General features: G+C 60.6%; 10 protein-coding genes, 1 tRNA gene and 1 pseudogene. 11 read left to right on the top strand and 1 reads right to left on the bottom strand.

What is annotated here, in order from left to right:
* Positions 1-461 precede the first annotated feature (461 nt).
* The 4 genes and pseudogenes from HBO11_RS04545 to HBO11_RS04530 all read left to right on the top strand — a co-directional run bounded on the left by HBO11_RS04545 (position 462) and on the right by HBO11_RS04530 (position 8,140).
* Entirely contained in the window at positions 462-2,129 is a 1,668-nt protein-coding gene (locus HBO11_RS04545) for a ShlB/FhaC/HecB family hemolysin secretion/activation protein (protein WP_262380975.1), read from the top strand.
* A gap of 104 nt (positions 2,130-2,233) precedes the next feature.
* A complete protein-coding gene (locus HBO11_RS04540) occupies positions 2,234-7,186 on the top strand; it encodes a hemagglutinin repeat-containing protein (RefSeq protein WP_169954332.1) in 4,953 nt (1,650 codons plus the stop codon).
* A 188-nt stretch (positions 7,187-7,374) separates the two neighbouring features.
* A pseudogene (locus HBO11_RS04535) lies at positions 7,375-7,584 on the top strand (hypothetical protein).
* A 319-nt stretch (positions 7,585-7,903) separates the two neighbouring features.
* Complete coding sequence (locus HBO11_RS04530; protein WP_178121765.1) at positions 7,904-8,140, top strand: hypothetical protein; 237 nt, start codon at positions 7,904-7,906, stop codon at positions 8,138-8,140.
* A 115-nt stretch (positions 8,141-8,255) separates the two neighbouring features.
* Here the strand turns inward: HBO11_RS04530 and HBO11_RS04525 are convergent.
* A tRNA-Ser gene (locus HBO11_RS04525) sits at positions 8,256-8,346 on the bottom strand.
* A 152-nt stretch (positions 8,347-8,498) separates the two neighbouring features.
* Between HBO11_RS04525 and HBO11_RS04520 the strand changes: the two genes are divergently transcribed.
* The 7 genes from HBO11_RS04520 (at position 8,499) to HBO11_RS04490 (ending at position 12,718) form a co-directional block, all read left to right on the top strand.
* Entirely contained in the window at positions 8,499-9,170 is a 672-nt protein-coding gene (locus HBO11_RS04520; RefSeq protein WP_029293588.1) for a Bax inhibitor-1/YccA family protein, read from the top strand.
* Positions 9,171-9,257: 87 nt separating this feature from the next.
* Positions 9,258-9,650: a sulfurtransferase complex subunit TusD gene (gene tusD / locus HBO11_RS04515; RefSeq protein ID WP_169954333.1), complete on the top strand. Its 393-nt coding sequence runs from the start codon at positions 9,258-9,260 to the stop codon at positions 9,648-9,650.
* A gap of 1 nt (position 9,651) precedes the next feature.
* The gene (tusC, locus tag HBO11_RS04510) at positions 9,652-10,002 is read left to right on the top strand and encodes a sulfurtransferase complex subunit TusC (protein WP_057960003.1); all 351 of its coding nucleotides are present in this window, start codon (positions 9,652-9,654) and stop codon (positions 10,000-10,002) included.
* Positions 10,002-10,295, top strand: a complete 294-nt coding sequence (gene tusB, locus HBO11_RS04505) for a sulfurtransferase complex subunit TusB (RefSeq protein WP_169954334.1) — start codon at positions 10,002-10,004, stop codon at positions 10,293-10,295. The genes tusC and tusB overlap by 1 nt, the downstream gene beginning before the upstream one ends.
* A complete protein-coding gene (locus HBO11_RS04500; RefSeq protein WP_169954335.1) occupies positions 10,292-10,627 on the top strand; it encodes a TusE/DsrC/DsvC family sulfur relay protein in 336 nt (111 codons plus the stop codon). Before tusB ends, HBO11_RS04500 begins: the two co-directional genes overlap by 4 nt.
* Positions 10,624-11,625, top strand: coding sequence for a glycosyl transferase family protein (locus HBO11_RS04495; RefSeq protein ID WP_169954336.1), 1,002 nt, complete (start codon positions 10,624-10,626; stop codon positions 11,623-11,625). Before HBO11_RS04500 ends, HBO11_RS04495 begins: the two co-directional genes overlap by 4 nt.
* Before the next feature lie 88 nt (positions 11,626-11,713).
* Positions 11,714-12,718 (top strand): glutathione S-transferase family protein, encoded by a 1,005-nt coding sequence (locus HBO11_RS04490; protein ID WP_169954337.1) that lies wholly within the window; start codon positions 11,714-11,716, stop codon positions 12,716-12,718.
* Positions 12,719-12,753 lie beyond the last annotated feature (35 nt).

The raw sequence follows: 12,753 nt of genomic DNA, 5'->3' as shown, positions 1-12,753 counted from the left end.
ACTCAAGGGGTGCACATCAGGTTGCGGAAATGATTTACTCCCCGCCCCGACGTCCTGCCGACCAGCACACAAACTACCAAATTGCCCACGATTCGTGGCGTTTGTCCTATGGCCCCCCAGCGGCATTTGTAAAAGGCAAAGGGGTAAATACGTCTGAAAGGTAGGATTGATCGGTGAGTCAGCAGAATGAGGGTAAAAATCGCCTCATGAAACGCCCAAGGAGTTATCGCCTGGCCCTCCCGCACCACCTCTGTGCATTTATTTTGTGAATAACGCTGCATTCCCCACGTTTTACGTAAAAAATCCTACAACTGATGTAGCAGACAGTTTAATGATGGCTCAACTGTGCAAGATCCCTGAGTTTACCGTTTGGCTAGGGGTATGGATTGTGTGTATTTCTACGTTAAGGATGTCGAGTGCCGAATCAGCCCTCAACCCAACGCCTGTGTTGTATCCAGAGCCTGGGCGTCGCCCTGCTCTGCCTGTGCGCGCTGCCGGCCGCCGCCGATGGGCGGCAAGCGGGCCAGGAAGCGCTGCGCTTGCAGCAGCAACAGCAGCGCGACTTGCAGCAATTACACCTGGAGCAGCGCCAACGGCAGCTGCAACGCGGTAGTTTCAGTACGCAAGCGGCCACGCCGGCCTTGCCAACAGACATAGCCAAGGATGAACGCTGCTGGCCGCTAAGTGGCACGCGCCTGGCCGGGGTCACGCTGTTCAGCAAGGCTGAGCTGAACCAACGCATCGAACCCTACGTGGCGCCGTGCATGGGCGTCACCCAGATCAACCGCCTGCTGGCCGAGATCACCCAGCTGTATGTGCAAGCCGGCTATATCGCCAGCCGCCCGTACCTGATCAGCCCGCCAGCGGCCGGGCAGTCGCTGGATATTCACGTCGAAGAGGGCTACCTCGAAGCCATCGAACTGGCCGACCAGAGCCTGCCGGTGTCGTTAGGCGGCGCGTTCCCCGGGATGCTCGGCAAGCCGCTGAACCTGCGCGATTTGGAACAAGGCCTGGACCAGCTCAACCGCCTGCGTTCGGTGGACCTCACCGCCGACATCGCCCCTGGCAGTGAAGCTGGCGCCTCGCGCATCATCCTGCGCTCGCGCAGCACGGCGTCACGCTGGGGGCTGGGGCTTGGAGTGGATAACCTCGGCAGCGCCGGCACGGGGCGTGATCGCAATGCCATCAACCTGAGCCTGGACAGCCCGCTCACGCTCAACGATTCGCTCAACCTGAGCTTCAGCGACACGCTCAATCACGGGCCGCGCTACAGCCGCAGCAACAGCCTGTTTTATTCCATCCCTTACGGGTACTGGACCTACAGCCTGTTCGCCAGCCACAACGAATACCGCTCGCCGTACAAGCTCAGCCGCGCCACGTTTTACAACAGCGGCCGTACCGACCAGGTCAGTTTGCGCACCGACCGCGTGCTGTGGCGCGACCAGGGCCATCAACTCAGCGCCAACCTGCAACTGGCCTACAAAGACGTCGACAGCTACCTGCAAAAGGTTCGCTTAGGCATCCAGAGCCCGACGCTGACAGTGGCCGAGGCTGGCCTGAATCTGTTCTGGCTCAACAGCGCAGTGTGGAACCTCGACGTCAATTACGCCCAAGGCCTGACATGGTTCGGCGCCGACCGTGATGCTGACCACACGCAAAAAAACCTGCCCCAGGCGCAATTCCATAAGTACCGCGCCAACCTCACCCAATGGCGCAACGGCCAATGGCTGGGGCAACCGTGGCAGTGGCAGAGCCAGCTGTCGGCGCAATACAGCCCGGATGCGTTGCCTGCCATCGAACAACTGCTGGGCACCGACGATTCGGCGGTGCGTGGCTACCGCGAAAACATCGCGTCCGGGGCCATCGGCGCGGTATGGCGCAACACCTTGCGCCTGCCGCTCACCAGCGACCTGCCGGTAACAATCACCCCGCGCCTGGGCCTGGACAACGGCTGGATCAAGCGCGAACACGGCGCTCAAAGCCAGCGCCTGAGCGGTGCCAGTGCAGGGCTCAACCTGAGCTGGAAAAACGTGCAACTGGACCTCGATTACCAACGCAACCTCAACACGCCCACAGGGTTTGGCCAGGAGCGGGAGGTCTGGCTGACGCGCCTTAGCGTGCAGATTTGAGCAACACCTGTTTAGCCTGAGTTTACCGCCGTACCTGACCACCACAGCAGCGTTGCAACGAACAACGCACGTCGCGGATCAGCCAACACAGAGCGAATTTATTTATGCCGACTGACACCCATACGTTTCACCTTTCACCCCAGGGCAAACTGCGCTGGGCCATCGCCAGCCTGTTCCTGCTACCGCAGCTGGTACTGGCCGGTGGCTTAACCGTCGTCGAAGGGCCTGGCGGTACGCCGCAGCTGCAAAACCAGGGCGGCGTGCCCATCGTCAACATCGTCGCGCCGAATGCCGGCGGCCTGTCCCATAACCAGTTCCTGGACTACAACGTTGACCGCCAGGGAGTGGTGTTGAACAACGCCTTGCAGGCTGGTCAATCGCAACTCGCCGGGCAGCTGGCGGCCAACCCGCAGTTCCAGGGCCAGGCGGCGAGCGTAATCCTCAACGAAGTGGTGAGCCGCAACGCCTCGGCCATCAACGGCGCTCAGGAGATTTTTGGCCGGGCTGCCGATTATGTGCTGGCCAACCCCAATGGCATTTCCGTCAACGGCGGCAGTTTCATCAACACCCCAAATGCCAACCTGGTAGTGGGCCGCCCTGAACTCAACGACGGCAAGCTGCAAGGCTTGAACACTCGCGATGCAAGCGGCCAACTGACGGTGCAAGGCCAGGGCCTGCAAAACGGTGCGGGTTCGATCAACCTGATCGCGCCGCGTATCGACAGCGATGGGCGCCTCAGTGCGCGTGACCAATTGAACCTCACGGTCGGCCGCAATCAGGTCGACTACGCCAGCGGCCAGGTGCGCCAGGTCGACCCGGCGAGCAAAGCCCAGGACCAGCGTATCGACGCCCGCCTGTTCGGGGCAATGCAGGCCGGCCGTATCAACATCATCAGCACCGCCGAAGGTGCCGGGGTGCGCGTGGGTGCGGTGCAAGTCGCGGGCCGTGATGGGGTGAAGGTCAGCTCGGCCGGCAACCTCGATATCAGCGGCCAGGTCTACGCCAACAGCCTCGACGCCACCCGCGCCGGTGTGCAGAGCCGCCAGGGCGATGTCGACTTGCACAGTGCCAAAGACTTGAACCTCGCCGCCACCGACGTCGGCGGGCGCAACGTCAAGCTCGACGCCGGCCGCAACCTCACCCTCAGCAGCCTGGAAAGCAAAAAACTTCAGGAAAAACGTGAGCAGTGGAACAACAGCAACTTCCTGTTCACCTACGAAACCTATGACCGCACCACCACCGACAAGGACTCGCGTCAGCACGGCAACAACGTCGTCGCACAACAACAGGCCACGCTGTTGTCCGGCGCCAACACCCAGATCAAGGCCAGCAAGGTCGAAGCAGGCGACGCATTGCGCATCAACAGCGGCGCCGACCTGCAACTGAGCGCCGCCACCGAAACCCACGAAACCCGCGACCAGGGCAACCACCGCAAGCACCTGTGGAAAGCCAACTGGGACAATTCCAGCAGCGAACAGCGCAGCGTCACCAGCAGCCTCAAGGCCGGCAAAGCCCTGGAGCTGACCAGCCAGCAAAAACTGCAACTGCAAGGCGCCGAACTGAAATCTGCGGGCGACATTCAATTGGCCGCTCGGCAAGTCGACATCACCAGCGCCAGCCGTACCCAGCGCAGCAGTGACAACGCTTACTCCGGCGACCTGACTGGCGGCAGTTTCTTCGGCAAGAACGGCGATGGCGATAAGGGCAAGACCCTGAACACCGGCAGCAAGGTCAACGCCGATGGCAAGCTGATCGTCAAGGCGGACGACGTGCGCATCAACGGCAGCCAGGCGCGTGGTGGCCGACAGGCCAGCGTCATCAGCGACAAAGGCTCGCTGGTGATCGACGGCGTGCAAAACACCTCCCACGACAATAGCTACAGCAACGACAGCAAGTTCTTCGGTATCACCAAGGATGAAAGCCGCAAGAACCTCAAGGACAGCACCGTCGTCGCCAGCAACCTGCGCTCGGACAGCAACCTCAAACTGCAAAGCGCCAAAGACATCAGCGTCAGCGGCTCCAAGGTCTCTGCGGCAGGCGAACTGCAAGCGAATGCCAAGGGTGACATCAAAGTCGCGTCGGCTGAAAACACCTCTCACACCACTACCAGCACTCACACGCGGGGTTTCGATGGCTACGCCAAGGAGACCGCCGACGGCACGCGTCAGTACCGCGCGGGTGTGAACTATGCAGACCAGCAGCACGCCAGCAAGACCGACACCACCCAGCAGCAAGCTTCCAGCCTCAGCGGCGGCAGCCTGGCCGTCACGGCCGGTGGCGACGTTAGCATCAAGGGTTCCGAGCTGAAGGCGACCCAGGGCGATGCGACCGTGAGCGGCAAAAACGTCGAGCTATTGGCGACCGATGACAGCACCCGGAGCCAAACCGACACCACCACCACCGCTGGCGGCGTGTATTACACCGGCGGCCTGGACCGAGCCGGCAATGGTGCGCAGTTCAGCCACCAGAGCAGCAATGACACCAGCCACAAAACCACCGCGCAAACCAGCAGCGTGGCGTCGGCCGGCACGCTGACGATCAACGCCGGCAACACCCTGACCAGCCAGGGCGCGCAGGTGAAGGCCGGTTCTGAGTTGCAGGTCAACGCGGCGCAGGTCGATAACCAGGCGGCGCATAACACCGAGACCGGCACCCACAAAGAGAACGGTTGGACCGCCGACGTCGGCGCCAATGTTGAATACAAAGGCATCACCCGGCCGATCGAAAAAGCCGTCAACGGCGTGGCCCAGGCCAAATTCCATCAGCCCGGCCTGCTGGATGCCTTCGAGCAACCGAATGTCGGGCTCGATGTGGAAGTCGGCCATACCAACAAGACCCGCACACAGCAGGACAGTACCGCCGTGGTCAGCCAGTTCAGCGGTGGCACGGTGCAGGTCAATGTCGCCAACACCGTGAAAGATGAAGGCACCCAGTACCGCGCCAGTGAGGGCGGGCTGAAGATCAATGCCGGCGAGCACCTCGCCACGGCGGCCGCCAACACCCACACCAGCAGCGAGCAAAGCGTTGACGCCAAAGTGGGCGTGCGCGTCTACACCACCACCGGTGAAGACTTGAACGTGCGCGGCAATGGCGCAGGCGGCAGCAGCGATGTGCGCGAATCCAGCAGCACGGCGGTGGTCGGCAGCTACGCCGGGACCCAGGGTGTGAACATCGAGACCCAAGGCGACGCGCGTTATGAAGGCAGCCAGTTCAACGGCGGCCAGGCCGGCGTCAACCTCAAAGCCGGTGGCGAATTGGCGCTGAACCAGGCCAGCGATACCCAGAGCAGCACCAATAACAGCCTGCGTGGCAGCGGTTCATTGACCGTGGGCACGGCGCCGGGCAGCAACGGTACGAACGTCAACCTCGGTGCCGGTGTGCAACTGGACGACAAGCGCCTTAACACCCAGGACAGCCAGGCGCGTGTCGCGACGCTGCAGGGCAACGGCCCGATCCAGCTCAGCAGCGGTGGCGACATGACCCTGCAAGGCACCAAGGTCGGCAGCAGCACCGCGAAGACCGGTGACATCAGCCTCAACGCTGGCGGCAAGCTGAACCTGCAAGCAGCCACCGATACTCATGTGAGCAGCGGCAGCAACCTGGGCGGCGGCCTGACGGTCGGTGCCGGCAAGACCAGCAGCGCTGAAAGCAGCGGCACCACCGGCAGCCTGAGCGCCAACTTCAACATCGGCAAAGTCGCCGAAAACGACCAAGGCGTTAGCGTCGGGCAGTTGCACAGCAACGGCAAGGTGAGCCTCACCAGCGGCGCCAACGCGGCGGATGCGATCCACCTGCAGGGGACTCAGGTGATGGCTGACAGCGTGAATCTGAATGCGCAAAACGGCGGCATCCTGCAAGAGTCGGCGCAATCGACCCAGGCGCATAACAGCTGGGGCGTGACCCTGGGCGCAGGCGGCAGCGGCGGCAAAACCACCCTGGCCGACGCCGGTGGACACGACACCCCCAAGACCCAGCACGGCATCAATGCGCGGGCCAAGGTCGACGTGGATCACCTGCAAGGCACCACCCAGCACGACAGCCTGATCAAGGCGAATAAGGTGGTGATCAACAGTGCCGGTGACACCCATCTGGCCGGCGCGCGGATTGAAGCCGAGCAGGTCAGTGGCAATGTCGGCGGCGACCTCGTCATTGAGAGCCGCAAGGATCAAGTCAGCAGCACCCAAGTCAACGTCGACGCCAAGCTTGATGTCGAGAAAAACCAGCCCGGCGTGGTCAACAAACTGGCCAAGGCCAGCGGCCCGCTCAAGGACAAGGTGCAAGCCAAGGCCGAGGGCGCGTTTGACAAGCATCGCGAAAAGCTCGAGAACGCCGTGGACAAGGGCACCGAGCACCTGGCCTCGGCCAAGGACAGCGTGGTCAACAGCGTTGGTAACGCCAAGGAACGCCTGGGCGAAAAACTCACCCGCAGCGGTAGCTACGACGTGAACCCCGAGCCCCGCGGCGCCTTCGGTACGAGCGTGGACAAGGCCAAGGCTTACCTGGCGGACAAGAAGGATGCCGTGGGTACTCGCCTGTCCGACCTCAAGGAAAAGGCCTGGCCAAAAACCACTGACAGCTACGCCGTCAGCGGCAAAAACACCACCGGCAGTTCGGTGGCCAATACCACCGCAAACGTGCTGTTCGGCGACAAGAGCGGCAACACGTCCTACACCCCGACGTTGAACCTGGACGTCAGCCATGTGGTGAAAGACAGCGTCACTCAAGCGTCGGGCATCCGCACGCAAGGCGTCAACCTGCAGGTGAGTGGCGAAACCCACCTGACTGGCGCCCGGATCAGCGCGGACCAGGGCAAGGTCGACCTGGGTGGTTCCAAGGTGACGGCAACGACGTTGGCCGGCAGCGATTACCGAGCGGATGTCGGGCTGAACCTGTCGAAGTCACCGGTCAACCTGGTGCTGGGCGCCAAGGACGAATTGACCCAGAAACAGGACGACGCCATACGTAAGGATCAAGCCTTCAACCTTGGACCGCTGAGAGTCGGCGGGCACAGTGATCGCCAGGCGTTACAGGCCGGGATTGATCAGCAAACCAATTAACTAGCAATCCACTCGTGGAAGCAGGAGGCTATCCTGCTTCCACTACTGATCGCGTAAACACCAAAATCCGTATGCGTGAATTAGAGTTTTTCTATGTTAACCAACCCTCGCTGAAATCCATCGACCTCCACGAAAAGCACATCTGCGCCATCATCAGCCTACGCTGTTCACTCAAAGGAGGAACACCGATGCCGAACGCTGACTTACTCCCTTCCCTGCTGTCCAAAATCATCGAAAACTAACTCGCCCTTGAAGCAGCCATCATGGAGCTTAAGAACTGGGTTGAGCAGCAAGGCGGCACCGAAATGGCCGACAACGTGCGTGGTGCACTGGATACCATCGACCGCAACGAAGAGTTCATCAAGCTGACCCTGGCGGTCCTTATGACGCCTGACTAATCAACAGAGACCGTTAGCTCTTAACGCCCCCACTCCCCGGTCAGAAAGGTGGGACTCTTTCGAGCGCAGCGCTGCGAGAAGCTCATTATCATCAGGAGGGTTGCTGACCTTCCGGGTCAGACCTACTGCCTAACGATCCATTGCGCGCTGGCAGAGGTGGATCTTACTGCCAGCGCCGTAATCACCGACAGTCCTGGCTCGCACTGCCGGCCAGCGGAATAGAAGAGGCAGGCTAGTTCGGGAAATTTCAGAGAGGAATGCCGCCCACCCTTCCAAGGATCTGCTGATCAAAAAGTATGGAAAAAGGATGACGAAGGGGATGTTGCGCTTGCGCTGGGACAAGGCACGAGAGATGGCTTGCGAGAAAACTATCGAACAAGGATATCCGACGCTCGCCGCGAAGATCGGCGGGTTTCAGTTGCAAGATATTCGACCCAAGGCGGCGTCGGAAATCGTGGATATCGGCAACGCAAGCCTGCTGCTGGGGCAGAGCAATCAGGAAATCACAAAGTGCGTTGACAGAAGGCTCGGCGCCACTACGAAGCCGTCAAAATAGAAAAGTTATGGAACGGTTCCATAATAGTTATGGAACACCGAGCAAATACAAGCCAGCCACAGCCGAACCCCAGAAACACAAAAGCCCCGCATAAGCGGGGCTTTTGTATGAATCTTGGCGGGAAACCAGGGATTCGAACCCTGGGAACGCTATTAACGTTCGCCGGTTTTCAAGACCGGTGCATTCAACCACTCTGCCAATTTCCCTTGTGCAACACAGGATTATAGTAGCCCATCCTGTCTCAGCGGGCGCCATAATACCCGAATGAAACACACTGTCAAACTCTCTGCATAGCTTGTTACAGAGCGTCTGTTATGATCTTTGCGACTGAACGTTTCAAAACTGAAGGAGTGTCGCCATGCGCGAACAGGATTACGCAGTTAATAGCAACGTGCAGGCTGAGCAGCTAGAGGTTAGCCGCGTCCTGCGCAATACATACGGCCTGCTCGCCCTCACCCTCGCATTTAGCGGCGTGATGGCGTATGTGGCGCAACAGATGCGTGTCGGCTACCCGAATATCTTCGTGGTACTGATCGGTTTCTACGGCCTGTTTTTCCTCACCAACAAGCTGCGCGACTCGGCCTGGGGCCTGGTGTCGGCGTTTGCCCTGACCGGTTTCATGGGGTTCCTGCTCGGCCCGATCCTTAACCGTTACCTGGGCATGCAGGGCGGCGCGGAAGTGGTCAGCTCGGCATTTGCCATGACGGCCTTGGTGTTTGGTGGCCTGTCGGCGTATGTGCTGATTACCCGTAAGGACATGAGCTTCCTCGGCGGCTTCATCACTGCAGGTTTCTTCGTGTTGCTGGCGGCTGTGCTGGCGAGCATGTTCTTCCAGATCAGCGGCCTGCAATTGGCAATCAGCGCAGGTTTCGTGCTGTTTTCCTCGGTCTGCATTCTGTTCCAGACCAGCGCTATCATCCATGGCGGCGAGCGTAACTACATCATGGCGACCATCAGCCTGTATGTATCGATCTACAACCTGTTTGTCAGCCTGTTGCAGATCTTCGGCATCATGAGCCGCGACGACTGATCCCAGCCTTACCAAAAAGCCCGCTTCGGCGGGCTTTTTGTTGCCTGCGGCTTTATCATTGGCAAAGGTTTGCCAACAGAGTGTTCCATGAAGTTCGCGATTGCGCTTTTTTCCGCCGCCCATGCGCCCTCCTCGCGCCGCGCCCTGCAGTTTGCCCAGGCGGTGCTGGCCGGTGGGCATGAGATTGTGCGGCTGTTTTTCTATCAGGATGGCGTCTACAGCGCCGCCAATTCGGTGGTCGCGCCCCAGGATGAGCAGGATATCGCCCAACAATGGAGCGCCTTCGTCAGCAAGCATCAGCTTGATGGCGTGGTCTGTATCGCTGCGGCGCTGCGCCGTGGGGTGTTGAATGCTGAAGAAGCTGCGCGCTACCAGCGCAGTGCGGTGAATCTGGATGCGCCGTGGGCGCTGTCAGGCCTTGGGCAGTTGCATGATGCCATCCAGGATGCCGACCGCCTGATCTGCTTTGGAGGGCCATGAAATGTCCAGATCCTTGTTGGTAATCAGCCGTCAGGCGCCGTGGTCCGGACCCAGTGCGCGAGAAGCGCTGGATGTGGTGCTGGCCGGCGGCGCATTCGACTTGCCGATTGGCCTGCTGTTTCTTGATGATGGGGTGTTTCAACTGGCAACCGCCCAAGATGCCAAGGCCGTGCAACAAAAGGATGTGACGGCCAACCTGCAGGCACTCTCGCTGTTTGGCATCGACGACGTGTTCGCCTGCAGCCACAGCCTGGCAGAGCGTGGATTGACCGCCCCTGATAGCGCGCAGCCACTTAGCAGCGAACAGATTTCCCAGATGATTGACCGTTACGACCAGGTGATGACCCTCTGATGTCGACCTTGCATGTGTTGTCCCACTCCCCTTTTTCCGACACCCGCCTGGACAGTTGCCTACGCCTGTGTGGCGCGCAAGATGTGATCTTGCTGTGCGGCGATGCAACCTATGCCCTGCAAGCCGGCAGCGCGCCCTTCCAGGCCCTGCAAGCCAAGGCCCTGGGCATCTTTGTACTGGCCGAAGATGCCCAGGCCCGCGGCCTGGTGTTGCCGCAGTGGGCCAAGAGTGTCGACTACCCGGGGTTTGTGCAGCTGTCGATCGAGCATGACAAGGTCAACACCTGGCTATGAACACCTTGACCGTAGGCACACACACCCTTGAGCTGGACAAGGATGGTTACCTGGTTGACCTGGATGCCTGGTCGACCGAGGTGGCCAACGCCCTGGCGAGCGCCGAAGCGCTGGAGCTGACTGACGAACACTGGGAAATCCTTGAGCTGCTCAGGGGTTTTTACCAGGAGTTCCAGTTGTCCCCGGCCACCCGCCCACTGATCAAGTACACCGCCCTGAAGCTGGGCCCGGAAAAGGGCAACAGCCTGCACCTCAACCGACTGTTCAAAGGCACTCCCGCCAAACTTGCCACCAAGCTGGCGGGCCTGCCCAGGCCGACGAATTGCTTATGACCGACTTTGCTCCGTTGATCACCGAAACTCCCGCCGAACACCCCTTTGCGCCGTTTGTGCGGATCCTCGGCAAAGGCAAGCGCGGCGCCCGCAGCCTGACGCGCGAAGAAGCCCGGGAAGCCATGGGCATGCTGCTCGACGAGAAAGTCGAGGACTCCCAGCTCGGTGCGTTCCTGATGCTGCTGCGCCACAAGGAGGAAAGCCCGGAGGAACTCGCAGGCTTCACCGAGGCCCTGCGCGAGCGCCTCAACCCGCCATCTCTGAGAGTGGATGTCGATTGGCCCACCTACGCCGGGAAAAAGCGCCACCTGCCGTGGTACCTGCTGGCCGCCAAGTGCCTGGCGCAGAGCGGCGTGCGGATTTTCATGCACGGCGGCGGCGCACACACGGCCGGCCGGCTGTACACCGAACAGTTGCTGGGTGAACTGCAGATTCCACTGTGCCGCAATTGGCAACAGGTCGAGACCGCCCTGGAGCAAGGCAGCCTGGCGTTTATGCCGCTGGGCGACTGGGCCCCACAGCTGCAACGCATGATTGACCTGCGCAATATCCTCGGCCTGCGCTCGCCCATCCACTCCCTGGCCCGCATCCTCAACCCGCTGGGCGCACACTGCGGCCTGCAAAGCATCTTCCATCCCGGTTACCAGGGCGTACACCGCGATGCCAGTGGTTTGCTGGGTGACAACACCATTGTGATCAAGGGCGATGGCGGCGAGATCGAGATCAATCCCGACACCACCAGCCACTTGTACGGCACCACCGGCGGCGCAAGCTGGGATGAGGAGTGGCCAGCCCTCTCCGCCCAGCGCCACGTCAAGCCGGCCAGCCTCGACCCCGAGCATTTGAAGGCGATGTGGCGCGGCGAGGTGCAGGACAGCTACCCGCAATTGGCGCTGATTGCCACTATGGCCCTGGCCTTGCGCGGTCTTGGGCAACCACGGGAACAGGCCTTCGCACTGGCACAACAGTACTGGGACGCGCGGGACAGATCGATTTAATCGATCATTAACCCCGACCCTTTGCGCTATTTGTTCGAACCCAGACGATTAGACTGCACTCCAACGCTTACTAGCCAAGGAGTCAGTCATGGGTTTGCTAATAGAAGGACGCTGGCACGACCAGTGGTACGAAAGTAGCGCAGATGGCGCCTTCCAACGGGAACAGGCGCAACGCCGCAACTGGGTCACCGTCGACGGCCAACCTGGCCCGAGCGGTGATGGTGGCTTCAAGGCCGAAGCCGGCCGCTACCATCTCTATGTTTCACTAGCCTGCCCGTGGGCGCACCGCACCCTGATCCTGCGCAAGCTCAAAGGCCTGGAAAGCCTGATCGACGTGTCGGTGGTCAGTTGGTTGATGCTGGAAAATGGCTGGACCTTCGACAAGGCCCATGGCTCTACCGGCGACAAGCTCGACGACTTTGCCTTCATGCACCAGCGCTATACCGCCGATACCGCCGATACCGCCGACTACACCGGGCGTGTCACGGTGCCGGTGCTGTGGGACAAGAAGCTCAAGCGCATCGTCAGCAATGAATCGGCGGAGATCATCCGCATGCTCAATAGCGCGTTCAACGGGCTAACTGGCAATAACCTGGACTTCTACCCCGAACCGCTGCGCCCCACCATCGACGCGCTGAACGAGCGGATCTATCCCGCCGTGAACAATGGCGTGTATCGCGCAGGCTTTGCCACGTCGCAGCAGGCGTATGAAAGCGCATTTGATGAGGTGTTTGCCGACCTGGATCACCTGGAACAACACCTGGGCAAGCATCGTTACCTGGCCGGTGAATACCTGACCGAGGCCGATGTACGACTGTTTACCACGCTGATTCGTTTTGATGCGGTGTATTACAGCCACTTCAAATGCAACCTACGGCGGATTGCGGATTATCCGAATCTGTCGAATTGGCTGCGGGAGCTGTATCAATGGCCGGGGGTGGCCGAGACCGTGGATTTTGCGCATATCAAGGGGCATTACTATGCCAGCCACCGGACGATCAATCCGACAGGGATTGTGCCGAAGGGGCCGTTGCAGGTGTTTGATAGCAAACATGATCGAGAAGGATTGAGCGGTAAAGAGATCTGGCGCTGATGCGCCAGCCTCATCGCGGGCAAGCCCGGCTCCCA

The sequence above is a fragment of the Pseudomonas sp. WS 5010 genome, from assembly GCF_012985565.1.
Lineage (GTDB): Bacteria > Pseudomonadota > Gammaproteobacteria > Pseudomonadales > Pseudomonadaceae > Aquipseudomonas.
This window is presented reverse-complemented; position numbering and strand designations above follow the sequence as displayed.

What these genes read in the sequence shown, in the direction of transcription:
- HBO11_RS04540 (WP_169954332.1), top strand. Translation starts at nt 2,234, where the DNA reads ATGCCGACTGACACCCATACGTTTCACCTTTCACCCCAGGGCAAACTG.
- HBO11_RS04530 (WP_178121765.1), top strand. Translation starts at nt 7,904, where the DNA reads ATGTTGCGCTTGCGCTGGGACAAGGCACGAGAGATGGCTTGCGAGAAA.
- HBO11_RS04520 (WP_029293588.1), top strand. Translation starts at nt 8,499, where the DNA reads ATGCGCGAACAGGATTACGCAGTTAATAGCAACGTGCAGGCTGAGCAG.
- tusD (WP_169954333.1), top strand. Translation starts at nt 9,258, where the DNA reads ATGAAGTTCGCGATTGCGCTTTTTTCCGCCGCCCATGCGCCCTCCTCG.
- tusC (WP_057960003.1), top strand. Translation starts at nt 9,652, where the DNA reads ATGTCCAGATCCTTGTTGGTAATCAGCCGTCAGGCGCCGTGGTCCGGA.
- tusB (WP_169954334.1), top strand. Translation starts at nt 10,002, where the DNA reads ATGTCGACCTTGCATGTGTTGTCCCACTCCCCTTTTTCCGACACCCGC.
- HBO11_RS04500 (WP_169954335.1), top strand. Translation starts at nt 10,292, where the DNA reads ATGAACACCTTGACCGTAGGCACACACACCCTTGAGCTGGACAAGGAT.
- HBO11_RS04495 (WP_169954336.1), top strand. Translation starts at nt 10,624, where the DNA reads ATGACCGACTTTGCTCCGTTGATCACCGAAACTCCCGCCGAACACCCC.
- HBO11_RS04490 (WP_169954337.1), top strand. Translation starts at nt 11,714, where the DNA reads ATGGGTTTGCTAATAGAAGGACGCTGGCACGACCAGTGGTACGAAAGT.